This window comes from Citrobacter sp. Cb004, from assembly GCF_030337065.1.
Lineage (GTDB): Bacteria > Pseudomonadota > Gammaproteobacteria > Enterobacterales > Enterobacteriaceae > Citrobacter > Citrobacter braakii.
Window position 1 is genome coordinate 1 of record NZ_JAOWCH010000071.1, and the last position, 25,030, is coordinate 25,030.

A 25,030-nucleotide genomic window follows, 5' to 3' on the forward strand; every position below is an offset into this window, starting at 1 on the left:
CCGCTTCACGCCCTGAGACATTCGACAAGCTTTTTTATGGCTTCAGTAAGGGCGACTTTCGCGCTTCCAGTGCCAGCAAATACTTCGCTTCATCGTACTGGGTCTTGGTCTTCCAGCAGCGGTAAATGATCCTTATCCATTTGAAGGCCAGAGCCCGGATTGCAGACTGGTGAGATTTTCCTTTTTCTCGCAGTCCCCGATAATAAAGTCTGGCCCAGTATGATGAGTTAACCGTCTTGGCAGCCCATTCAACAAAGGTTTGCCGGACGAACTTGGCACACTGCCATCGCCAGTGAACCCAGGATTTCTGGCCACTTCGTTCTGTCACCGGTGCAATACCTGCGTAGTTTTGAATTTCTTCAGCGCTGTTAAACCGGTCACGGTTATCACCAAGTGCAGCAAGCATTCGTGGTCCCAAACACGGCCCCATGCCCGGAAGTGATTTGAACAGCCCCGAATCTGGCAATGTGTCAAACAGCGTTTCGATTCGTTCGTCATAGGTTTTGATGATTTCACTCACGACTTTAATTTGTGTCGCCAGTGCTGTTGCCATCAAAGCATTAGCCTCTATAACACTCGGGTCTGTCGTCAACGGAATGGCGTTATCAATACTCACAACACGCTGCTCGGTAAGGGCCATTGCGCGGCCACCTTTGGCATTGAGAAAGTTGCGGATCGTGTCTCGCCTGGCTCGTTTTAGTTGTTGCAGACTGGGCCATCGCATAATCAGTTCACACAATAGCAAGCTACCCCGATGTGAGAACCACTCCAGGGGCTGAGGATAATACTGTTTGAGTGTGTTGATTAGCCGGTTCACAAAACGGCGCTTATCTTCAACCAACTGACGACGCTGCTCAACCAGTTGCTGGAGTAACCGGATATCGGCATTGTCGGGTTCAATGGCTTTTATCTTTTGGGGATAACGCAGCATTAACTCTAATGCCAGCTCGGCATCCTGCGGGTCATCTTTAGCACCGCTGGGCGAGAAGGCTTGCCGGTAACGAGCCAGAGACAAAGCGTGGACGGGGAAAACGGTGATAAATGGATATTTCTGAAGAGCATACACCACGGGACCTTTCTTCAGCTCAACGGCGATAGCGATCCTGCCTTTTACCTTCTGGTGTAACTCGGTAAGCCAGACATCAAGCGCTTCCGGCGTATGTTCAATCACATGGAATGTGCGTTCACCGTTTTTAAACTGAACACAGACATCGTGCTTTTTATCTGCCCAGTCCAGACCAACGTGCGCAGCAAATTGATTAGTCTCAGTCATCACCAACTCCTTTTTATCGGGGATTGGTATGCATTCCACGCTCTTCGAAAGAAATATAGCCAGCAGTTATCTGCATGCCCTGAGTATTCGTTAGCGAACGTGGAGCACCTACTGGCTCGAAAGAAAAGCGGCGATCATCGCATGATTCTCGCTCAATATTCGTAACCAGTAAGCGCATACCCTGAATCACTTCAAAGTGTAATTCTCAGGGTGCGAATGACTATAGATCGCTCATAGCAGACATGAATACTCTGCTGATTGGCCACTCCGTGCCTGAACGGGCGAGGTACACCATCTACTCAAACGGACAAGTTTATGGATCACTACAGTATTTGAGATAGAGCAGTTTTTATTGACCCCCTCAGTAATCAGACGCTAAATATCCCGCCACACTTACATTTAGTATGCCGTAGAGGGTGTTATTTTGAAGTCGCTAGGCATGTTGGAACCATGCGAGGTACTGTGGTTCTACTTTATGGTTCCTTTTTGGAACCCATAACGAAATTAATTTAAACAGAAACATTAAATATCAATACACTATGATTAAAAGTACAGGGACGCCAGCCCACCAAAATTCTCCATCGGTGATTACCAGAGTCATCCGATGAAGTCCTAAGAGCCCGCACGGCGCAAGCCCTGCGGGCTTTTTTGTGCCCTCAATTTGTCCCGCGAAGTCCGAAGAGAACTAATTAAATCCGAACCTTTTAGGCCCATTGATAGGCCCAACGAAAAGCTCTATTGTTTTCGTTGGGCCTAAACGCATGGATACTTACACATACTTAATATGTCCATGCTTAATAACGACAACCACTTATTATTTAACCTAACATTAAATGCGGCTTTTTGACCCACCACAAAATTACCGTATTGATCGCTCACAGCTGCACAAAATGGATAAATACCGTCATCAGCACTTACAGTTTTTTCCTAAAGCCAGCGCTTCGTTCGTGTGCCATGCTTAATCATGCTAATAACTTATAACGCTAAGCGAGGATATTATGAAAAAGACAATTATCGCATTATCTGCAATTCTGCTGGCTTCTCCCGTTATTGCCGCGACGACACACGCAACTGATAATGATGTAGCCGCCGCGCACGAAAATGCCAATACCGCAAAAGAAAAACTGCATCAGGCACAGAATCAGGGCGAAGAGCAAAAATTAAAAGCAAAACATGCTGCTGAAGGTAAACAAGATGACCTGAGCAGTAAAGTGAGTGAAGGCTCACAAAAAGCCTGGAATACAACCAAAGAAGGTACTGAAAAAGGTTGGAATGCAACAAAAGAAGGTACCGAGAAAGGCTGGAATAAGACCAAAGAAGGTGCTGCCTCCGTTGAGAAAAAAGTCAGCGAGTAATCTTCCAGCCATTCAATAATAAAAAGCCGCTTTCGCGGTTTTTTATTATTAGCAATCCTTATAATAAACGTAGAAACGCATTAAAGGGTATTGGTTTACTGAACAGATACCCCTGCCCAAAGCTAACGTTAATCCGTCGCAGCCTCTCCATCTGTTCTTCACTTTCTATTCCTTCCGCCACCAGTGGGATCCTGGCCAGTTCAGACAGGTGAACAATATTGCTGATGATAGTATCACTCACGCCGCCTTTACCCAGTGAGTCGATAAACATCTTATCAACTTTCAAGAACCGCGGCGAAATGCGTTGCAGCGCAGCATAGTTAGAATATCCGGTCCCAAAGTCATCCAGGGCTAGCGCAGCGCCTGCCTCTTTCAAGCGCCTCAGAACACTTTCACGGATCAGATTCTGCTGCCGTTCGGTGATTTCCAGCATTACGCCAATATGAAACAAGTTCATCCGCTGAATAAAGGCGATAGTGGCATCGGTAAATTCATGATCCTCCAGTGAAAGTGGAGGTACGTTAATACCGATATGAAATGGTATATCACACTGAGCCCTAAGGCACCGCATATCAACCTCTACCTGCGTCAACAATTTCAGCGTCAGCGCATTGATCAAGCCGCTATGTTCAGCCGTGTGGATAAATTCGTTAGGGGGAATAATTCCCTGCTCAGGGTGATTCCAGCGAACAAGGACTTCAGCCCCGACGATTTTTCCGCAAGCGAGTTCAACGACGGGCTGATAAAACGGAATAAATTCATCATTATTAATCGCACGCTGCAGTATTTTTATCGGTGATATCCGCTGCGCCCGGCGTAAGTGGAAATATAACAGCAAAGACAGAACCACAAATAAAATAAGAAGATAATGATTATCCCGCACATAATCCGCAATGCCATCCTGTGAATCCGTCACAATCCAGAAAGGATAGTTTTGCGAGGCCATCTGCACGAAAGGATGTTTTTCTGGATACAATAAAAAATGCACATCAATTTTTTCTTTACGGGCAAAATCCATAAGAATTTTTTCGATCGCCGCTTTATATACTGCAACAGCCACCACCTGCCCCTGAAACGGAAAATAGATTATATACATCTCCGTGTTCAGCCGATAAATCTGTTCAATCATCAGTGAGTGTGTAGTCGTTCCATTGGAAATAATCCCCGGCAATTCTCGGCCTTCAAGAGAAGAGCAGTTCCACTCACCGTTCCTGATGATACTGACTGAACGAATCTTCTCGCCAGACGCCGTAAGAAGACGCAATTTTCGTAGCAGATCGTCAGTGCAATTCTCTTGTATATGTGCGCTGGCTAACACAGCCAGTGTATTTACGTCGTCAAATATCGTATCGATTTCTTCGACCAGGCTATTTATCGCGTGTTCTCTGACAAGTTGTCCCTCTCTATCCCATTGCTGCCATGACGTCAGCACACCGGCCAGAAGAAAAAGCAACACCAGCATGATGGGTGTGATTTTCTTGGTTACAGACATGATTAACTCGTGTTGTTGAACAGAGCGCCCCGAAGGACGCTTTTTTGAGATTATTTCAGGAGGAAATGGCCAGACTGACATGCGCCAGTCTGGCTGAACTTGCCCGGTAGAATCAGCTTAGAAGTTCCATTTCACACCTACCATCGCAGCGCTGTCGTTATACCCTTTGTCGCCAGCCTGAACCCCGATATTGCCCCACAGATTAAGACGAGGACTCACCTGTCCCTCCACACCCACTTTTACCTCGGCTATATTTTTCGCTCCATCCTGGCGCACATTCACGCCATCCATGGTCGTACTGAAATCGCGTGAATTGTGCAGCCAGTTCAGCTCGGCAAACGGCTGGAATTCACGCTCTTTAGCGTTATCCATCTGGTGATGGCTCTTAATCCAGGTTTTCAGGCCCAGTCTGGTCTGCACATTACCATTACCGTTGCTGGTGATACGGGTACCGTTACTTTCACGATGGTCGTTCGCCTTCACCCCCATCCAGACTGCCTGCGCCTGAGGTTGTATGTACCATTCGTTCAGCGTTCCGTGACTGCCGGCAAACTCGCCCATTTTTTGGGCATATCCCATTTCCAGCGAAGCGGTAACCCCTTTCGATTTGTACGATTCGCCTTGCAGGTCATCGCCTTTAACATTGTTATCAAACCAGCTGTACTGAGCCCAGCTGTCCAGCCAGGCGCCGTTATGCGACGCATCATTGGCATACCACGTGGCATAAACGCCGGTGCTGTAGCCATTCACTGAGCCTTTTGAACGATAGCCCGTGCGTGAAGACTGGGTATTGCTGTGATCGTTACCGTAGCCCGCCATCACGCCAAGGTGCCAGCGATCAAGCCCACTCTGGCTCCATTGCGCAATGTCGCCCCCCAGTTGCAATACGTAACGGTTGCTCTGGGTTTTCAACTGGCCGCTACCGTCACGCCAGTTGTTGTGCCCACCGACGTGGCGCATCCACATGCTGGTGACTTTCTGCTCGCCGGTCAGGGCATCGATATACTGCGTTTCGCCCAGACGATCGTGCAAACGGGTGACGAACATGTTGTTGGCTGCCGCCAGGTTAGCCGTGTAGCTGCCGCCTTCCGGACGCAGATCTTTATCGGGATCCGGATCCGGGTTTGGCTGCGGATCGGGGTTGGTTTTACCGCTGGTCAGATACCAGTTGCCGCTGTTTTCATCCTGACCACGTCCAAGGCTGTAGTCATATGCCCCCGCCACAATACGGCCAGCCTGAATAAACTCACCGTCCGATACGCCATCAACATGGATAACTTCGATACCATCAATCGTTGCAGCACCTTTCCCACCGGCGTTAGTGACGCTGACAGAAGTAGTGCCACTGGTATCGCCTTTCACCACCAGCTTATCCGTAACGGAATTGTCATCCCCCAGCGCAGTGTTTAAGGAAAGATGACCATCATTACCCGTGTAATTGCCATTGACCACCAGTTGATTACCGGCCTGCTGACCATTCACACCGGTTGCGAGGATACCGCTGTTAACCAGGTTTCCCTCTACAGTGAACAGGAGGTTGTCACCGGTCCCGGTACCCATCTGCAGCACACCGGCGTTATTCACATTACCTGCGACGCCCCCTACGCCCGAGAGCATCCCCGCCGTAGCTATGTTGACCTCGGTACTGGCAAGCGTGACGGGAGATGTGCCGTCCCCCAGAACCAGGCCGCCCTGCTCAATATCCGTTTTCCCCGTCCAGGCGGCGTTATCACCGACGGTAATGGATCCGGCTCCCAGCTTGGTCACGTCGCCGCTACCATAAACGTCGTTATTAAGCTGCCAGTCGGTATGACTGTCCAGCACCAGCGAACCGCTATTGCGCACCTCTGCGCTGCCCAGATTTTCTGCGGTGAACGCGGTGAGCCGGGAATCCGCATCAATAGCAAATTGTCCCGAAAAGGCACTATTGTTGCCCACCAGCGCGACATCGCTTTCGGTAAGTTCAATCCGTCCGGCATCGCTGATGCTGTTGTAAAGTACACCTGCCGCCTTATTCATCGTCAGCGTTCCCGCCGCCACAATATCGCCCGTGCCGAGACCCAGCGTCGTGTTCATCAGCACGCGTGCGCCTTCTGCAATGGTCGTTTTTGCCGTCAGCGTGCTGTTTTCACCGGTGATGGTCAGCGTATCGCTATTGATGTTTAGCGTGCCGCTTCCGGTCAATATTCCATCGGCTGTTCCGCCCTGCTCCAGGGTCAGGCTACCGCCATTGATGTTCAGCAGTGAGTCAGCCCCCGCCGTCAGCTTACCGACAGTCTGGCTATGACCATTCATGTCAAAACCGGTATCGGCGGCCAGACGTAGTTCACCGGTCTGTCCCAGAACATTATCGTTTTTCATCAGCAGGTTGCCGCTGCGCACATCGGTGATACCGGTGTAATCGTTATCCATATTCGACAGCGATACCGTCTGGCCTTTGGCGCTGTCAAACGCCAGATCGCCACTGCCAGTCACGCGAGCGCTCAGATCTGCGGCATTACCGGTTTTTCCGTTCGCATCCAGGACCAGTGCATTGTCTCCGGATGCGAGCAGTTCGACTTGTGTCAGACCATAGCTAATGTACAGTCCATCATCGTTATCCCCTCCGGTGAGGCGATAATCATAGGTTCCATTCGCAACAATCTCGCCATTTTGGCTGATACCGGCTTCAACCCCATCGCTGATGATATTGCCATTGCTATCGGTCAGCGTCAGATTGCCCGCACCGCCGGTGACGGAAGAATCAGATGTTGCCAGTTGAATCAGGGACTGCGCATCGTCCTGCTCAAGAAGAGATAGCGTGGTATCAGCCAGCGGACGATCGTTCGTAATCGTGCCGGTATCAACCTGCACGGTTCCGCGTCCGGAGAGATCCATCGCGCCAGCATGAATTGTTCCTTCGGAACTGCTCTGCCCCGGCGTCACCCCGTCAAAGCTGACGGTGCCGCCGTTAAACGCCAGGCCTCCGATATTTTGCTCACCGGACCCCACGTGGGTGACGTTCCCCTCGCCTACATTTAATGTTGCCTGGCTCAGCGCCTGAGTATTTAATCCAGCCAGCTCAAAGGTGCTGTTCGTTAGCGCCAGCGTACCGTTGAATCCATCTGCCGCATTGTTGCTGGTAAAATCAAACGCATTACCGCTGGCATCAACGGCGACAGTTCCGGTTCCCGCCAGATGGCTATTAAAAGCCAGCGCAGCGTCAGAATTCAGCGACAAGGTGCTGGTCGTATCAATGTTGTAACCCGTACCGGTCGCATCGTTTTGGTTATCACCCAACGCAAAATCAACATTATTAACGGTAAATACTGAACCAGCAGTCAGATCGATATGCTCCATGCCGGTAATAGCATCAGCGTGATTGAGGATGTACTGTGCGTTATTCAACTGAAGTGTATCCTCCCCATCACCACCATTGAGGCTGGTAAACAGTGAGGTTTCTGTCTCTTTGACATCTTTCAGTAGGTACAGATCGTTACCACTGCCCGTCTTGATGTCGGTTGCGGTACTGCCAGACTCCAGCGTAACGGTGTTATCACCGCTCATCAGGTTAACCTGACCAACAATGCTGGCTCCCGCCGCGTTAGTAAACGCGATGCCTGCCCCCGAGAGCATTTCTACCGCTTTTTGCGACGCATCCAGCGCTTTAATAACGCCTTTATTGATAAACGTTTCCAGGGAACCGTTATCAACATTCACCACCGCGTGGCTGGTCGATTTCGATGTCAACTCACCAGCCTGTTCAACATTTTTGGTCGTGCCACCGACAATCAACGCTTCACCACCGTTAACGTCGAGTACGTTAACGCTGACGCCCGTTTTCAGGTCGGTTGACGCATTGGTGACGATCCCTTTACCCGCAGCCTGCTCAACATTGATAACCAGATCGCGCGAGTCAGACATATCCAGCGTTTGATTCGTTTCGCTGCCGTCGATATTTTCAAACAGGATCCCCGTACCGCTCCCCGTTACATTAATCGTTCCGGAGTTGGTCTGCGCCAGGGATGCTCCGGTATGAATACCGATTCCATTCCCCACACTGATAGTTGTATCTTTTAGCTGGATACCCGCAATGTTGGCGACGTTTTCAATCGCGCTTCCTTTACCCGTACTGTCCATCGTGATGATGGCTCCATCGACCAGCAGACCTTTCGCACCGGCGGCCAACAAGATACCGTGCGCGTCTCCCGATGCTTTGGTTTCTCCCGAACCCGTCAAACTTAATGACGCATCATTGCCCACGAGATAGGCTGCGGTGCCATCCGTCGCGGTAACCGTCGCATTGTTGTTCACAACGGAATCAGCGCCTTCGATGCTGACCGCCACGCCATTAACCTTGATGTCGCCGTCGTTATTCAACGTACCACCGGAAACCAGCACGCCTGTGCTGCCCGCCTGGTCAAAGTCGATGCTGCCTTTATGGTTGAGCGTACCGCCGTTGCGGGCGATGTAGCCGAAAGCACCATCCGCCGTATTACTGGTATTCAGCGTGGCGTAACTGGTCAGGATTGAGTCACCTTTCTGATTCTCATCGACATTCCCGGACAAGTCATAATAATTACCGTCCACAATCCCGGCGGTGGTGTCTTTACCGGAAAGTTTCACGATCACCGCGTCTTTGGTGATAACCCCATCCGCTCCGCCTTCAACCCGAATCCCGGTCGCGCCGTCCCCCGTGATACTCAGCGATTGCGAGCCGGAATCAAAATGGCTCCCCGTCCCGGTCACCTGCAGAATAGTGCTGTCGGTGCCTGATGCCGTCATTGTCGTACCAGACGACCCGCTGCCATCAAAAGTCGCACCACCTTCTATGCGATATAATGTTGACCCTTCAGTCGAGACATCTTGCGTATTGGTAGAGGAGGCGTTTACTTTTGAACCTTCACCATAAATAAAATAGCCAATCTGGTTTTTGCCACTGGTAAATGAGACTTTGCCCGTATCGGTAATATCGATAACGCCGCCGTCACGAACGTGCAGACCAATGGCGTTATCAGCAGCAAGATTCACACTCCCACTCATCGTGAGTTGAGACCCCGTCCCCTCGACCCAGGCACCAATATTTTTTAATGTATTATCCGTGGTACTACCATTGGTGATATTTATCGTACCCGAGTGAAGCGCCTGACTCCCTCCCTGCAGTTCAATACCGCTGGCGCTGTACCCATTGAGGTTAATCGTGCCGCTGTTTACCAGCCCTTTTGCACCGTTAATCCCCATCAGGCCAATATTTTGCGCTGAGCCGATGCCATTGATGTCAATGACGCCGTCCTGGGTAACGTTGATTGCACCAGGAGACGCACTGCCGTTTGCCTGAATGGCAACAGCATTCTCGACTTTTTCTCCGATCGTGATGTTCCCGGTGTTATTGATGGTTCCACTCTTCACAAACATACCAATGGCTGGAAGAGTGACCTGGACTTCACTGGTCGCCTCATCTTTTACCGCTTGTGCAGTTCGTCCGATGTAGAGCGTCCCGTTATTAGTAGCCACTGCATTACGTTGAACAAACACACCGTAGGTATAGACACCATCGGAAGATTTCGCAGGCTCACCTCCGGTGGCAATATTCATTACTCCGTTATTAATAAAGGTCGCCGTGTCATTCATCAGCACGCCATAGGCGTTATAGATATCCTGATGCGAGGCAAGGTTGATGACGCCGTCGTTCTGTACCTTTGTCGTCCCGGTCGCGAGAATCCCGGTATGGGCGCCAACCCACGCATTTTTCACATCAAGACTGGTACCCGCATCAATAACTCCATTGTTATTTACGATGCTATCACGCGCTGAAACGACATAATCACCACCGGCTGCACCGGCGGCAACCCCCAGTGTGCCGTTGTTATTGAGGGTGGCTCCGTCGGTCAGCGTCACCACGGAGGTATCGCTAAAAACCGCCTGAATATTGGCATCAGCAGAAATATTGACGACAGAGCGCGCACCGGAAGCTTTAATAAAACTGTTCACATCACGATTCGCAGCCTGCAACACCGCATCGCCATCCGGGATATTGGTGTCGAAGTGAATGTTTTTCTGTTCCGTGGTATAGGCTTTATGAAGCTCAGCTTCGTAGTCCGTGGGCGAAAGTTGCCCAGCCTCTACGGCTTTCACCAGAGCATCATTGTAGTTTTTTAAATCATCAAGATTATTAACCGTATACTCGCCAAGCGCGCTGGAGAAGGTGCCGTTATAGGTTGCGGTATCAAAGTTATAATCTTTACCGGTATTTTTCGCGACATTACCAACGCTACCGCTTTGCACGATGGTTTTGGCGTTGTAATTCAGTACCGCGTCTTTGGTGTCACTGGCGCTGCTCTCAACGTTATAAACTCCAGAGACCTTGGTGACAGCATTGAAGATATTTGCCGAGTTTGATGCCCAGTCGCTTCCCGTTGAACCAACATTCACATCAAGCGTGCCGCCTGATGTCACTGTCGCCAGCTTCATATTCACATACTGCCCATCACCGACGCTGACCCCCAGATAAGTCGTCAGATCGCCAACGCTGGTAGAGGCAAAATTATCGCTGTCATACACCTGGACTGTACGCGAAGCCCCGGTGATGGGGTCAACGTATTGAATGCTGTGGGTACGACCACCTAAAGTCGTCTGCGTCAGATTTATATTTTCACTACCTGACGAAATATAACCATTATCCATTGCCTGCTGAATAGTCATCGTTTTAAAGCCCGATGCACCAGAGGCGATGCTGCCATATCCTTTAGTACCGGTGATAATATTCATGGTTTCACCGTCACCGACAACAAGTTGCCCTGCGCCATTAGCGTTAGTCGACGGTAAGTAATCAGGCAAGACGTAGTCAGCGGCAAAAGCATATATTGAATGCGTAGCCAGTACGGCACCTATTATACTTAGCGCAATTCTTGAAATATTAAATTTATGCGTTCCAGATTCAATGCGGGCAGAACTATTTGTTTCGACAGAAGCACCACAACGTTTTGCCAGTTCAGAAACAACAACCGCGCATGAGTGCGAAACACTCCATACCACTTTAAAAATCTTGTTCATCATTACCATTCCGAATAATTCCACGAATACCCTTCCTGGGAAAAATTCGTGGTCACATAGCATTATGGGATGCTCATAGTTACCCCGCGGTCAGATACCTCTTCTCTGGAGTTTTTTTCCGCTGAAACATTGAGCGATCTGTACATGACGAATGGTATTACCGCATCAACAACCAATCTATTTATACTGATAAATTTGCAATTTATAGATGTTTTATCTAAAAAGATAATTAATTATAGATTTAAATATCGACATCATTACAGGAACACATAAGCAACTGTTAATGAATTGCATAAACAATGTAATATGATGACCTAATTTTCTACACAATAAACAAACATTTCAAATTAAATAAAACGCATATTAATTTATTTCAGATCTCGTAAAAAAAACTTTATAATAACAGCTCTTAAACAACTAACAACTTATAAGAGAAATCTTATTGCATGGGTTATATTGAAAAAACATAACCCATTTGAGTTACTTAAATTATAACTGCGAGAAACAGGGGTTACATTCTGTCGAATACACACCTCGCGATAAGCAAGTTCCGCGGCCATCTGTACCGCCAGGGGTTGATTGTAATAAGTGAAAAATATCAAAGCCTTTCTAATTGTTGTTTAAGACGCTTGATACCATACTATTTTTAGATTATTTTACTTAAGTAACTTTTCGTTTACTCATTATAAAAATGCCACTTACTAAAGTTACTGACAATTTGTAAATCAACCAGAGACTCAGAACTACGCAGTTCTCAAACCGGCGAATGATTATAATGGTCTATCTGAAAATAGTAGCACTCTTATAATTTAATCCGAGTGAAGTAGGCATTTATACTTAAAATGAACAATTTCATAGCTTTTTATGCCAGAGGGGATATTTTACAATGCTCAAATGCCCCCTCCTCCTGCATCGGCCCTGACACCTCTCACGATACTGTAGTGAAGAAGAAATACCACTATGGTTTATAATTACGTAATACCCTGTTAATGATGAAAAAATGAAATATCTAATTAACAATGAAGTTACATTTAGGACTGATGATGGCGTTTTGGCGAGTCTGAGTCCGTCGGACAACTCACTCACCCTGTCTATTACCGCAAACAGGATCTTCACCTATCTCCTCGAGCAGGAAGGGAAAGTAGTCTCGAGAGAAGAGATGTTTACGAATGTCTGGGACAAAAATGGTCTGCAAGCCTCAAACAACTCATTAAGCCAGTATATTTCTTTGATTCGTAAAGGATTACAGGAGCTCGGTTGTGAACACGAGATTATTCAAACAGTACCACGGGTCGGCTTTTTCATCGCTGAAGGATTGGTAACCACCATAGAGGAATCGCCTTTGGTTTCCGCGGCGTCCCTCACTCCCGCAAAAGCCACGCCTTCCTTGTCAAAACGCGTAAAAATGATGCTGCTTGCAGCGGGGGGGGTCTCGTTATTCATGCTTCTTTACCCAGTCAACACATTGTTTAACAGCACTCAAAACAACCTTCCCGTCGTGCAGTTGTATAAACTTGGCAATATCGACCTCTGTCCGGTCTATACCGTTTTTGAAAGCTCACGAGAAGTGGCAACTGCGAAACTTGAAAAAGCCAAAAAAATGGCTGATTTACACCTGAAGTGTCTGGCTGGCGCATTGTTTATTTTCCAGCCTGACGATCTGTACGTCTACGGCGAAAAAGGTCGCATATTTTTATCCCGCTGTACTTTCAATAATGCAGAAAAAACAAAGTTTGCTGGATGCAAGGACCTTTATATCCATGAATACTAAATATAAAACCAAGATATTACTTGCAGGAGCGGCCGTTCTGGTCGCTGTCAGCGCCTTGTTAAGCGCGAATGGAATCAGCCTCATTTCAGTCAATCAGGGAATAAGCGTGCATTGCGTCTCCACACTTTCACTACCCGAACTGCCCGGGGGTGGGAAATACGATGGTAGCCTGATGATCCAGTTGCAAACAGATAACACTGGCGTCATTGATTTCTCAGGGATTATTACCACAACCCCACTGGCAGACAACCGCCCAGGACGTCGCCTTATCCTGCAACGCTCCGTCAGTTTTAATTATCGGATAAAAGATAAAGGCGTCGTTTTTCTGCAAGACGTGAAAATGAGTAAACACAGTCTGGATAACGTGTCGGATGAGATGTTTATCCATAATATCTATGACCCGTTCACACCCAGTAAGCGTGCGCAAATATATAAAATTGATAATGCCTACCTGTTAGGCAATACCTTTTCGCCAACGAACGTCTGCGTTAGTAAATCGTAGTAATGAGCCGTAATCCAGGATTGCCTACCCGCCAGGCTAAACCAGAGCTGGGCCACGGTAACGCATTGGACCTGACTCCACGTGTGGCGACAGTAAATCGCTTTCCCTGTCGCCACACACTTTCGCCCTCATCCAGCGACCAGATAAAATACAGTCCATTATTACCATAAGCTACAATAATATTAATTTTAGATAATCAACGGCACGTTTGCTGACAATAATGAGCAAAGGGTTATTATTGGTCTGTCTTTTTTTTAGCAGGAAAGTAAAATGAAAAAAACAAAAGGGTTGATAATTGTTGCCCTTGCTTTCACCCTGGCGTCATGTGCTTCAATTCCTGAGAATATCAAAGGTAATAATCAACCAGATATACAAAAAAACTTTATCTCCGTGCATAACCAACCGGGATTATATACCGGTCAGCAGGCCCGCTTTGGGGGTAAAGTCATCAATGTGATTAACAGCAAAACGGATACATTACTGGAAATCGCCGTTCTGCCACTGAACAACTATGCTAAACCGCAAATAGACGCAAGCTATCAGGGGCGTATTCTTGCCCAGCAGAAAGGTTTTCTCGATCCGGTAAACTACAGAAACCATTTCGTTACTATTTTGGGGACAATTCAAGGAGATGAACCAGGATTCATCAACAAAATCCCGTACAACTTTGTTAAAGTTGATTTACAAGGTATTCAAGTTTGGCATTTAACGGAGTCAGTCAACACCACCTATAATATGTGGGATTACGGCTATGGCGCGTTCTGGCCTGAACCCATGTGGGGCGCCCCCTACTACGCTAATACAGTAACTCAGGTAACTCCGGAGCTAGTGAAATAATCTCTGTAGTAAGATGGCGCGAATATAATCCGGAGTCGGGTACTGACAAACGCCCACCACATCACCCCGCGTTAGCCTTATTGCGCCATCCTGCTTTATGAGATCCTTCGCTTAGCACGCATTCTTCCTGTTACATATAATTTTACCCGCTAACACTTGAGCGAAAAAATGGGCTTTAGCCATCTCATGCCTGAGCATCTTTTGTTATTTACCGATAACTCTCCCACCCTGCCTGTAATAAAAGAACATTGGTGTTTACGATTTATTCAGGGATTACTATGAACAGAAAATGCTTACTGTTGATACCATTATTTTTTAGTAGCGTCATCATCACCGCCTGCGATAATAAACCTGCAGTAAAAACCACCGCGATGGAGCCCGAGGTCGGCGTTGTTACCTTAGCGCCCTCTTCCGTGAATATTAAAAGTGAACTTCCAGGTCGCGCGGTTTCATTCGAGATCGCCGAAATCCGCCCTCAGGTTGGTGGGATCATCATAAAACGCAACTTTATTGAAGGTGATAAAGTCAGCAAAGGAGAGTCACTGTATCAAATTGATCCTGCCCCGCTGCAGGCACGACTGGATTCAGCCAAAGGCGCGCTGGCAAAGGCACTGGCGACGGCCAATAATGTGCGTCTGACATTAAATCGGCAGTCAGCGTTAATAAAATCCAATTACGTCAGCCGCCAGGACTACGACACGACACGCTCACAGCTTAATGAAGCAGAAGCCAATGTCGCCGTCGCCAAAGCGGATCTTGAGCAGGCCACCATCAACCTTCGTTACGCTAATGTCACCTCACCGATTGATGGCATCAGCGGTAAATCCTCCGTAACCGTGGGTGCCCTGGTCACCGCAAATCAGGAAAACGCGCTGGTCACCGTTCAGCGGCTGGATCCGATTTATGTTGATTTAACACAGTCAGTACAAGATTTCTTACGCCTGAAAGAAGAGAAAGCCAACGGCAAAATTGCCCAGCAACAAGGCAAAATTCCTGTTGAGCTGATGCTGGAAAACGGCAAACCCTATCGCCATACCGGTACGCTTGAGTTTTCCGATCCCGCCGTCGATGAGACCACCGGATCGGTGACTTTGCGCGCCGTGTTCCCCAATCCTGAAGGTGAAATTTTACCCGGCATGTATGTCACGGCGTTGCTGGACGAAGGCAGCCAGCAGAACGTTTTGATGGTCCCCCAACAAGGGATTACGCATAACGAACAAGGAAAAGCCACCGCACTAATCCTTGACCAGCAAAACGTGGTGCAACTGCGCGAAATAAACGCCGTGAAGGCTGTTGGCAATCAATGGCTGGTGACCGCAGGATTACGCCCCGGCGATCGGGTCATTGTGTCCGGATTACAAAGAATTCGTCCGGGAATCAAAGCCCGGGTCCTCCCTTCAAAACTGACCACTCCTGACGCGGGAACTGAACAGTAATATTTCAGGTATTAAGGACACTTTCTTCATGGCCAACTTTTTTATTGAGCGCCCGGTTTTCGCCTGGGTGCTCGCCATTATCATGATGTTTACGGGCGGAATCGCGATAATGAACCTGCCGATCGCCCAGTATCCACAAATTGCTCCCCCAACCATTACCATCAGCGCTGCCTACCCAGGGGCAGACGCAAAGACCGTTGAAGACTCCGTAACTCAGGTGATTGAACAGAACATGAATGGTCTTGATGGCCTGATGTATATGTCATCCACCAGCGATGCGGCAGGTAATGCGTCGATTATCCTGACTTTCAAAACGGGTACGTCACCCGATATTGCGCAGGTTCAGGTACAGAATAAACTGCAGCTGGCGATGCCCTCTTTACCGCAGGAAGTACAGCAGCAAGGGATCAGTGTTGATAAATCCAGCAGCAATATTTTGATGGTCGCCGGCTTTATCTCTGATAATAACAGCCTGAGCCAATATGATATTGCCGACTATGTGGCCTCGAACATCAAAGACCCAATAAGCCGCACTGCCGGGGTGGGGAGCGTACAGTTATTCGGTTCGCAATACGCCATGCGTATCTGGCTGGATCCGCAAAAGCTCGACAAGTATAACCTCACACCTCAGGACGTCATTACCCAGCTCAAAGTTCAGAACAATCAGATATCGGGTGGGCAGTTGGGAGGCATGCCTCAGTCAGCCGATCAGCAGCTAAATGCGTCGATAATCGTCCAGACGCGCCTGCAAACTACTGATGAATTTGGCAAGATCTTCCTTAAAGTTCAGCAAGATGGCTCCCAGGTTCTGCTGCGCGATGTCGCGCGAATTGAGCTGGGTGCGGAAAATTATGCAACGGTTGCACGCTACAACGGAAAACCCGCCGCCGGGATTGCAATTAAACTTGCCGCTGGCGCGAATGCCCTGGAAACATCCCAGGCAGTCAAACAAGAGCTGAACAGATTATCGGCCTGGTTTCCGGCCAGCATGAAAACCGTTTATCCCTATGACACCACTCCGTTTATCGAAATTTCGATTCAGGGGGTTTTTCATACTTTGATTGAGGCAATCATTCTGGTATTCCTCGTCATGTATCTGTTTTTGCAAAGTTTCCGCGCAACGCTTATTCCCACAATCGCCGTTCCGGTAGTTATCCTTGGCACCTTTGCGATACTCGACATCGCGGGTTTTTCGATTAATACGCTCACGATGTTTGGCATGGTGCTGGCGATAGGGTTGTTAGTCGATGATGCCATCGTGGTGGTTGAGAACGTAGAACGCATTATTGCCGAAGAACACTTGTCACCAAAAGCGGCGACCCACAAAGCGATGGGCCAGTTGCAGAGAGCGCTGGTCGGTATTGCCGTTGTGTTATCCGCCGTATTTATGCCGATGGCATTTATGAGCGGAGCAACCGGTGAAATTTTCCGTCAGTTTTCTATCACTTTAATCTCCTCCATGCTGCTGTCGGTGTTTGTGGCGATGAGCCTGACGCCAGCACTCTGCGCCATGCTGTTGAAATCCCACGAGGGAGAAAAAGCAAACACACATATTCTGTTTACCCGTTTCAATCACTTTATGGAGAAATGTACTCAGCACTACACGGACAGCACCCGTAAACTGCTACGTTGCACAGGCCGTTATATGGTCGTGTACTTAGTGATTGGCGCGGGCATGATTGTGCTGTTTCTACGTACCCCGACCTCTTTTTTGCCTGAAGAAGACCAGGGGGTATTCATGACCACCGCGCAATTGCCTTCGGGCTCAACGATGGTGAACACCAGCAAAGTGCTCGGGAAAATAACGGATTACTACCTGACGAAAGAACAGAAAAATGTCGCTTCGGTTTTCACCGTAGGCGGATTTGGTTTCAGCGGCCAGGGGCAAAACAACGGTCTGGCGTTTATCAGCCTGAAACCGTGGTCAGAACGCGTTGGTGAAGAAAACTCAGTTACCGCCATTATTCGACGGGCGATGATGGCCTTAAGCACCATCAATAATGCCGTCGTTTATCCGTTTAATTTACCCGCTGTTGCAGAACTGGGAACGGCTTCAGGTTTTGACATGGAGCTGCTGGATAACGGTAACCTTGGGCATGAAAAAATGATGCAGGCCCGAAACGAGCTTCTGGCGCTGGCCAACCAGTCGTCCGGTGAGGTCGACGGGGTGCGCCCGAATGGTCTGGAAGATACACCGATGTTCCGCATTCATGTTAACGCCACGAAGGCAGAAGCCATGGGCGTTGCATTATCGGATATCAATCAGACCATCTCCACGGCGTTCGGTAGTCGCTATGTCAATGATTTCCTGAATCAGGGACGCGTTAAAAAAGTGTATGTCCAGGCCGATACGCCGTTCCGTATGTTGCCGGATAATATTAATCACTGGTACGTACGTAATGCCTCCGGCGCTATGACGCCGCTTTCGGCCTACTCATCCACCGAGTGGACCTACGGTTCTCCCCGCCTTGAACGCTACAACGGTCAGCCTGCAATGGAAATTCTGGGCCAGCCGGTCGAAGGGAAAAGCAGCGGCGATGCGATGAAATTTATGGCATCGCTGATAAATAAACTGCCTGCGGGCGTCGGCTATGCCTGGACCGGTCTGTCTTATCAGGAGGCGCTGTCCACAAACCAGGCACCAATGCTGTACGGCATTTCGCTGATCGTCGTGTTTCTGGCACTGGCGGCACTGTATGAAAGCTGGTCGATACCGTTCTCGGTAATGCTGGTTGTGCCAATCGGGGTGGTCGGCGCTTTGCTGGCGACCGACTTGCGCGGCCTGAGCAATGATGTTTACTTCCAGGTCGGCCTGCTCACCACCATGGGGCTCTCGGCTAAAAACGCCATTCTGATCGTCGAGTTCGCCGTCGAGATCATGCAAAAGGAAGGAAAAACGCCGCTTGAAGCCGCAGTAGAGGCCGCGCAAATGCGCTTACGCCCTATTTTGATGACGTCACTGGCCTTTATCTTAGGGGTTATCCCTCTGGCAATAAGCAACGGCGCGGGCTCTGGCGCGCAAAATGCCGTCGGTACGGGTGTTATTGGTGGGATGCTGGCCGCGACAGTGCTGGCGATCTACTTTGTTCCGCTATTCTTTGTTCTCGTAGAAAACATGCTGGCGCGATTCAAAACACGGCGCTGATTCCCTGCCCTCGTACGTGATTATCCCTGGGATAAGTTTATTAAATCCCAGGGATTCTCAATGCTCTCTCAGAGAAAGGGTTCCGTTCACCTTAAGTTCTTCATTTCATTACAGCGACGATACTGTGACTACGTTAAGAGTGGCATTCTCCACCACACTTGAGTCCCTCTGCTCTGCGGGTAATCAATGCCCGGTGGCGCTTCGCTTATCAGGTCTACGGTTGTTAGCGGGCCCTGTTATCCAGCGAATTTCTCGTGGATAGCAGGGTAAACATTACGGGGATTTTTTTTGTAGGGTAACAACTAAGGTAGGTACAGAGGTTGTCAATTCTGACTCATGCCAGGCTATCAAAACGGGTAATCAATAGTGCAGACCGGAACCCTTCAGATTTACGGCCAGCTCGCCCAATTTAGTATCAGGGTGTCGATGACACATTTTAATCATCTTGGGTACAGCGACAGTTTCCACCTCATGCAGGGGAACATAATCATCGCCTTTAAAGTCCGAATTTTTATTAACAATCACAAAGGCAATTGCTGTCATGTATTGCCGACTCATATCAACGAATTCTTTACAGGTCATATCTTGTGGCGCCGCTTCCGTTGCCTGTGTAGCAAAAGCACGGCTCATCGGCGCCATAACAGAGGTCATAAGAATAGCTGCAGAGACAATCAATTTAATATTCACAATGCGCTCCAGAAGTAGCATTAATTTTTATCGGCGAGTTTTTCAGTTTGTACCAACGACGCATTTCTGCGCAGACTGATAAAAGCCAAAGAACTAAAAATCATCTCAACGCCTATAAAGATGGAGGTAAACACATAAGAACGGTCGGGATCCATATTCAGCCATACGGCTGCAATAAGCAGGTCAAAAATACCGATAAAAATATTCCATCCATAGCCCGGACTGCGGAACATTTTGACGCCGGAAGCAACACGAAAAATCCCGCCAAGAATAAACAGGCAGCAAAAAACCATTGCCAATGAATTCATACCTATCACAGGATTTTCGAGGAAACAGTATCCCAGCAGCAACCATGCGATAGCAAAAAAGGCATAGGTAAATTTGGCTTTCAACTGCTTTTTACCCGAGGAAAACAGGCTGTAAATAGAATAGAAGCCGCACACCAGGAACATAAAACCTGTTGCATAGCTTAAGTAAACACCTGCATCGATTGGATAGATTAAGCAGCAGATGCCGCAAACCAACAACAGCACGGCCATGATTGTGGCGTGTCTTTTATAATGAAATAGTGTTTTTTCATTAAATGCTTTCAGGCTACGCTGATTAAAAACAAACATACATCCTCCGTTACATAGAAACGCAATGTAACCTACTAATAAAAGAGTAATATTCACTTAACACATATCACTTACAATGGAATGATAAGACTTTCACTCCGAATTCGTATATAAGAATAAAGGAATGTCATTATCCGTACAATCCTACACATGTCAGACGTCTGACACCTGTAAGATTAAACGCTCATTATTCTATCCTGGCTCTGATTCCACTCTTCGAAGTTATTTAATATGCTTATTTCGTTTGGTGAGATATACCAAATTTATTCAGGAGAAAGTAATGAAAAAGATTATTCTTGCAGGTCTGCTTGCAACCATGATGGGCTCAGCCCCGGTACTGGCAGCTACCACTACCACGCCGGCACAAACTGCTACCGCCAATGTACAAAAAGAAGCTGCCGATATTATGCAGGTCGCAGTACAAGGTGCAAACGCGATGCGTGATATTCAGCTTGCCCGTCTGGCCCTGTTTCATGGACAGCCTGACAGTGCTAAAAAGTTAACCGATGACGCCGCTTCCCTGCTTGCGGGTGACAGCCACGACTGGGCGAAATTTGTAAAAGCTGCGCCTAAAGCCAAGATGATTGACGACCAGTACGTGATTATTAACGCTACGATTGCGCTGTCAGAAGACTATATTGCCACCCCAGCTAAAGAATCCGCTATCAATACAGCGAATGGCAAAATGGCTAAAGGCGACTGGAAAGGTGCTGTGGATACCTTGCAACTGGCGGGTATCAGCGTGCTTCAGACCCAATACCTGATGCCCCTGAATCAGACGCGTAAAGCCGTTGCCAGCGCTCAAAAACTGCTGTCTTCAGGTAAATACTATGAAGCAAACCTTGTGTTAAAGGGTGCTGAAGAAGGCATTGTGATCGATAGCGAGATGCTGGGCGCAGGCCAGTAATACTCAGCACTACGGAGTGTTGAACCAGGACTTTCTCTCCTGATCGGGTTGCTACGGCAACCCGATCAGGGGGGTTAATGGCTAATCAGACTGTTAATCTCAATCTCAATTTCCCGCATGACGGCAACAATCTTCTGTAATGCTTCCTGGCGTACTGCCAGAGGAAGATCGTCATGTCGCATCGATTCAAAAGGTTCGCATAGCGTCTGAAGAGCAGTAATGCCCAGAATTTGCGCCGAACCATGCAACCGGTGAAGGGCTCGCAAAAACAGCTGGGGTTCGTCTTGCTCAACGGCTTTCTCAGCCGCCTGTAAATCGCTAAACGTTGCCTCGCGGAATGTTTCGAGTATCTCGTTCATTAATGCGCGATCGCCGCCGGTATTTTCCGTCAAGACATTGAATTTCAAATGCCGGATTGCACATGGAGACGAATAACCGGTTTCGATTTTGCTTAATTCATGCGTCAGTGTCTGAATCGACACGGGCTTAAACAGACACAAATTCATGCCGTTTTGCAGACACCTGTCACGTGACTGTGGGAGCGCGCTGGCCGTCAGTCCCCATATTTGTAAATGAGGCTGCTGACGACGTAACGAAGCCGCAAGATCAAACCCGTCCTTCTTCGGCATATTCACATCGGTTATCAACAGGTCGTATGATTTTTTAGCCAGTTTGGCTTCGGCTTCCTCACCATCACACGCTTCATCCACGCTGTAACCAATGGCGTTCAACTGTCGCTTAAGCAGCAGGCGATTGGTCGGGTTGTCATCTGCTATCAAAATAGACAGACACGGCAGCGGCAACAGCGCACCCGGCGTGTTGCTATCCGGTACAATTGACTGGCGGGCAGTCTCAACCGGCAGCGTTATGGTAAACGTGGTTCCTTGCGCCGGAACGCTCATCAGCTCCAGCGTACCACCCATCAGCGTCACCAGCTCTTTGCAGATAAATAATCCCAGACCAGACCCCGTTTGTTGACGCCCACAGCGCCCCTGAGCGTAGCGACGAAACAGCCCGGCCTGCTCCTCTTCGCTAATCCCGCAACCGGTATCGCTAATGGCGATGGTCAGGGTACCGTGATTCTCCCCGTCAGGTGTTAAACGGGCTGTCACATGAATGCTACCCTGCTCGGTAAACTTCAGCGCATTGCCCACCAGGTTGGTGAGAATTTGCCGCAAAGCTTGTTGATCGACAAACACCCGCTCGTTTGCCGGCAACTGGCTTACGCAAGCAAGCGTAACGCCTTTCTGTCTGGCTAAGGCATCAAAAGAGTGACACTGCAATTCAATGAGCTGCGAGAGATCCGTCCATTGAGGAACAACCTGATATTTACCAGACTCAATCTTATCAACGTCCAGAATCTTACCGATCAGCCCAAGCAATGACTGGGCTGTCGCTGCGGTAAGAGCAATCGCCTCTTTTCGCTGTGCCGGGCTGAGGTCTGAGCTCGACAGTAATTCCAGAAAGCCCACAATCGAGCTGACAGGGGTACGTAATTCATGGCTCATGCTCGCAAGAAAGCGACTTTTGGCCTTGGTTGCTTCAATCGCTTTATTTTTTTCGGTTTCCAGTTCTTGAGATAATGCCTCTTTGAGATGAAGCTGCTCTTCCAGCTGCCGCTGCGATTGTTTTCTTTTATTGACCTCACGGGAGAGTGAGATCCCCCAGATCAGGCTAATTGCTATCAGCAACAGCGCAAACACCACCAGTTGATAGAACTGTTTGCTATACCGACTCCAGAGATCGACCTGCGTATTAGAAATTTTCGACCACTTCTCCGTCATCTGCAAAATCTCACGCGGCGGTATCGCCTGCAGCGCTTTATCCATTACGGACTTCAACATGGGCTCGTGGGGAGAAATCGCAAAGCTCACCGACGCACCAGGCATATCTGGTAGCCTAAAAAAGTGCATGTTTTTCTGGTAGTCATGATCGACCATGAACCTTGCCGACAATTCGGTAGCAATTGCCGCGTCAACCTTGCCATCCCTGAGCATAGTCATCGCGACGCTGCCAGTATCAGCATCCACCCAGGTGGCCTGCGGGTAGCGTTGTTTCAGGTCACTTTCCAAAACATGTCCGGCGGGCAACGCAATACGGATCGGTGTATTCAGTAACGAGTCGGCCGTTTCATCGCGGGAAGTGATAATCACAAACGCCACATTCATCAGCGGATCGCTAAAGGTCGAATTGTGCTGATTTTGATTTGTCAGGGTGATAGTGGGATACATATCCCATCGTTCGCCGCTTATTTGTTTGGTCTGTTCACTTTTGGTATTGGCCAAAACCGGCTCAAAATCAATCCCCGTTTGCAGATGAATAATATTCAGCAAATCGCCAAGAATTCCACGTAACTCACCGCTGCGATCGACAAGCGTGTAAGGCGGATAATCTGGATTGATAAGAATGCGAATAGTATGTTTCTTCTTCAGCCACGCTTTTTCCTGATCGGTAAAAGGAATAGGCGCATTCAGAAAAGCAAGGTTACCGCGGTTCAGCCAGTTCTGCATGACCTGCATATGAATTTCATTACTGATTGACGTAATGAAACCATCAAGAATATTTCTTAATACCGGCTGGTCGTCCTTCACCACAAAATAATTTTATTGCTCTTGTTTATCAAAGTAGTGCGTAATAACCAGTGATTGCGAAAAATATCGGGAGACACAATGACTGCTGGTGATATTGTTCCCAATATAATATTGGTTATCACCGTTCACTACCGATGCCATGGCCTGATACTCGTCGTCGTAAAATGAGACTTTAGCTTCAGGAAAAGCATCCTGGATAACATCAAGAAAAGGACAATCTCGCACACACGCGACGCTAACCGGATGCTCCGAGGTCAGAGGCAGCATAGTGTTTTTTAGCGAGGTCACAAGCGTCGGCCACGTCGTCAGTAATGCCGAAGTGCGCAATAAATGGCCGCCGACATCTTGTCGCCGGGACAGCTGAGTTATCAATGTATCTACATCGTTACTGGCAAGTGCGGTCAGCGCTTCTTGCTCATTATCATACTGCTTTATAACAATTTTTATATTGAGATTCTTTTGCATTAGCGCAAGATAATCCGCATTGACGCCCCGATAATATTCACCGCTATTTTGATAAACAATGGGGGAGACTTCCGGTAACCAGGTGCCAACAACCAAGGTTTTTTTATGCGCTAACCAGTTTGTTTCTTCCCTGTTCAAGCCGATATGTTGTACTGAGGTATTATAGTTACTTTTTAGCTCAACTTGCCGGGCTGAGCTTACACCCGTAGAAAACCCGATGGTAAATATGACCATCAAAAAAATAAACAAGCGTTCCAGCATTACTCTATCCTATTTTATTTCTTTGCGCATAATCATAAATTTCCATTAATGACGAGCAATCTAATTTCTCCATCAAACGGCTTTTATAGGTGCTTACCGTTTTATTACTGATGTTCATTTTGCTGGCAATAGTGCTGTAATCCATACCGTTAAGAATATAACGCAACACTCTCATTTCCTGGGTCGACAACGTATCAAGCTTATCCTGTTCGCTGACAGATGAGCCAGTAAAATGCTCAAGGGAAAAGGGAAAATAGCTATACCCATTTTTTGCAGCTTCGATTGCGGCAAGAATATTATTCATACCCTCTTTTTTACTCACAAATCCGTTGGCACCGTATTCGGCGCTACGTTTGCCGTAAAAAAATTCATTTTTGGCTGAAATGATAATGATTACACCAGCATAGTGCCGCTTTCGCAGTTGCTCCAGCACTTCGATGCCGCTGATGCCCGGAATATCCACATCAATAATCAGTAGCTCCGGCTTAGTTTTTTCAACGGTTTGGACCACATGCTCTCCGCTGTCGAGCTCGGTGGTTACGGTAATACCATTAGTATCGAGTAAGTTGCGGATGGCTATGCGAGCTAATGGGTGATCATCAACGATTATCGCGTTCATTGCGTATAAGAATCCCGATAAATAAAGAGAGGCGATGGCT

Annotated in this window: 13 protein-coding genes and 1 pseudogene; 7 read left to right on the forward strand and 7 right to left on the reverse strand. The window is 48.2% G+C overall.

The features are described 5' to 3' along the window. Positions 1-34 precede the first annotated feature (34 nt). Entirely contained in the window at positions 35-1,273 is a 1,239-nt protein-coding gene (locus OGV65_RS23935) for an IS110 family RNA-guided transposase (protein WP_012291449.1), read from the reverse strand. Positions 1,274-2,271: 998 nt separating this feature from the next. Between OGV65_RS23935 and OGV65_RS23940 the strand changes: the two genes are divergently transcribed. Next, the gene (locus tag OGV65_RS23940) at positions 2,272-2,628 is read left to right on the forward strand and encodes a KPN_00521 family repetitive protein (RefSeq protein ID WP_003826111.1); all 357 of its coding nucleotides are present in this window, start codon (positions 2,272-2,274) and stop codon (positions 2,626-2,628) included. A gap of 58 nt (positions 2,629-2,686) precedes the next feature. Here OGV65_RS23940 and OGV65_RS23945 read toward each other — a convergent pair whose 3' ends face one another. Next, positions 2,687-4,120 (reverse strand): EAL domain-containing protein, encoded by a 1,434-nt coding sequence (locus tag OGV65_RS23945; RefSeq protein ID WP_160312096.1) that lies wholly within the window; start codon positions 4,118-4,120, stop codon positions 2,687-2,689. Positions 4,121-4,237: 117 nt separating this feature from the next. Further along, on the reverse strand, positions 4,238-11,152 hold the full coding sequence (locus OGV65_RS23950) for an autotransporter outer membrane beta-barrel domain-containing protein (RefSeq protein WP_286455591.1): 6,915 nt from the start codon (positions 11,150-11,152) through the stop codon (positions 4,238-4,240). A 1,000-nt stretch (positions 11,153-12,152) separates the two neighbouring features. Between OGV65_RS23950 and OGV65_RS23955 the strand changes: the two genes are divergently transcribed. The 5 genes from OGV65_RS23955 (at position 12,153) to OGV65_RS23975 (ending at position 18,843) form a co-directional block, all read left to right on the forward strand. After that, positions 12,153-12,923, forward strand: a complete 771-nt coding sequence (locus OGV65_RS23955; protein ID WP_047499516.1) for a winged helix-turn-helix domain-containing protein — start codon at positions 12,153-12,155, stop codon at positions 12,921-12,923. After that, positions 12,913-13,425: a FidL-like protein gene (locus tag OGV65_RS23960; protein WP_286455517.1), complete on the forward strand. Its 513-nt coding sequence runs from the start codon at positions 12,913-12,915 to the stop codon at positions 13,423-13,425. The genes OGV65_RS23955 and OGV65_RS23960 overlap by 11 nt, the downstream gene beginning before the upstream one ends. Positions 13,426-13,695: 270 nt before the next feature. Next, positions 13,696-14,262, forward strand: a complete 567-nt coding sequence (locus OGV65_RS23965) for a Slp family lipoprotein (RefSeq protein WP_047499515.1) — start codon at positions 13,696-13,698, stop codon at positions 14,260-14,262. A 278-nt stretch (positions 14,263-14,540) separates the two neighbouring features. Next, positions 14,541-15,698 (forward strand): efflux RND transporter periplasmic adaptor subunit, encoded by a 1,158-nt coding sequence (locus OGV65_RS23970; RefSeq protein ID WP_016157251.1) that lies wholly within the window; start codon positions 14,541-14,543, stop codon positions 15,696-15,698. Positions 15,699-15,726: 28 nt separating this feature from the next. Further along, positions 15,727-18,843 (forward strand): efflux RND transporter permease subunit, encoded by a 3,117-nt coding sequence (locus OGV65_RS23975; protein WP_286455518.1) that lies wholly within the window; start codon positions 15,727-15,729, stop codon positions 18,841-18,843. 360 nt (positions 18,844-19,203) lie between these two features. On the opposite strand, the gene OGV65_RS23980 is transcribed toward OGV65_RS23975, so the two are convergent. Together OGV65_RS23980 and OGV65_RS23985 are read right to left on the reverse strand one after the other, a co-directional pair. After that, positions 19,204-19,551, reverse strand: coding sequence for an HdeA/HdeB family chaperone (locus OGV65_RS23980; protein WP_047358941.1), 348 nt, complete (start codon positions 19,549-19,551; stop codon positions 19,204-19,206). Then, positions 19,551-20,147, reverse strand: a complete 597-nt coding sequence (locus OGV65_RS23985) for a DUF308 domain-containing protein (RefSeq protein ID WP_286455519.1) — start codon at positions 20,145-20,147, stop codon at positions 19,551-19,553. The genes OGV65_RS23980 and OGV65_RS23985 overlap by 1 nt, the downstream gene beginning before the upstream one ends. 280 nt (positions 20,148-20,427) lie before the next feature. Here OGV65_RS23985 and OGV65_RS23990 point away from each other — a divergent pair, with 280 nt between their 5' ends. Continuing rightward, positions 20,428-21,054: a YfdX family protein gene (locus OGV65_RS23990; protein WP_016154099.1), complete on the forward strand. Its 627-nt coding sequence runs from the start codon at positions 20,428-20,430 to the stop codon at positions 21,052-21,054. A gap of 74 nt (positions 21,055-21,128) precedes the next feature. Here OGV65_RS23990 and OGV65_RS23995 read toward each other — a convergent pair. Both OGV65_RS23995 and evgA read right to left on the reverse strand, forming a co-directional pair. Beyond that, positions 21,129-24,371: pseudogene (locus OGV65_RS23995) on the reverse strand (ATP-binding protein). Between the two features lie 4 nt (positions 24,372-24,375). Further along, the gene (evgA, locus tag OGV65_RS24000) at positions 24,376-24,990 is read right to left on the reverse strand and encodes an acid-sensing system DNA-binding response regulator EvgA (RefSeq protein ID WP_016157256.1); all 615 of its coding nucleotides are present in this window, start codon (positions 24,988-24,990) and stop codon (positions 24,376-24,378) included. Positions 24,991-25,030: the final 40 nt, after the last annotated feature.

What these genes read in the sequence shown, in the direction of transcription:
- OGV65_RS23975 (WP_286455518.1), top strand. Translation starts at nt 15,727, where the DNA reads ATGGCCAACTTTTTTATTGAGCGCCCGGTTTTCGCCTGGGTGCTCGCC.
- OGV65_RS23940 (WP_003826111.1), top strand. Translation starts at nt 2,272, where the DNA reads ATGAAAAAGACAATTATCGCATTATCTGCAATTCTGCTGGCTTCTCCC.
- OGV65_RS23990 (WP_016154099.1), top strand. Translation starts at nt 20,428, where the DNA reads ATGAAAAAGATTATTCTTGCAGGTCTGCTTGCAACCATGATGGGCTCA.
- OGV65_RS23960 (WP_286455517.1), top strand. Translation starts at nt 12,913, where the DNA reads ATGAATACTAAATATAAAACCAAGATATTACTTGCAGGAGCGGCCGTT.
- OGV65_RS23945 (WP_160312096.1), bottom strand. Translation starts at nt 4,120, where the DNA reads ATGTCTGTAACCAAGAAAATCACACCCATCATGCTGGTGTTGCTTTTT.
- OGV65_RS23970 (WP_016157251.1), top strand. Translation starts at nt 14,541, where the DNA reads ATGAACAGAAAATGCTTACTGTTGATACCATTATTTTTTAGTAGCGTC.
- OGV65_RS23935 (WP_012291449.1), bottom strand. Translation starts at nt 1,273, where the DNA reads ATGACTGAGACTAATCAATTTGCTGCGCACGTTGGTCTGGACTGGGCA.
- OGV65_RS23985 (WP_286455519.1), bottom strand. Translation starts at nt 20,147, where the DNA reads ATGTTTGTTTTTAATCAGCGTAGCCTGAAAGCATTTAATGAAAAAACA.
- OGV65_RS23965 (WP_047499515.1), top strand. Translation starts at nt 13,696, where the DNA reads ATGAAAAAAACAAAAGGGTTGATAATTGTTGCCCTTGCTTTCACCCTG.
- OGV65_RS23980 (WP_047358941.1), bottom strand. Translation starts at nt 19,551, where the DNA reads ATGCTACTTCTGGAGCGCATTGTGAATATTAAATTGATTGTCTCTGCA.
- OGV65_RS23950 (WP_286455591.1), bottom strand. Translation starts at nt 11,152, where the DNA reads ATGAACAAGATTTTTAAAGTGGTATGGAGTGTTTCGCACTCATGCGCG.
- OGV65_RS23955 (WP_047499516.1), top strand. Translation starts at nt 12,153, where the DNA reads ATGAAATATCTAATTAACAATGAAGTTACATTTAGGACTGATGATGGC.
- evgA (WP_016157256.1), bottom strand. Translation starts at nt 24,990, where the DNA reads ATGAACGCGATAATCGTTGATGATCACCCATTAGCTCGCATAGCCATC.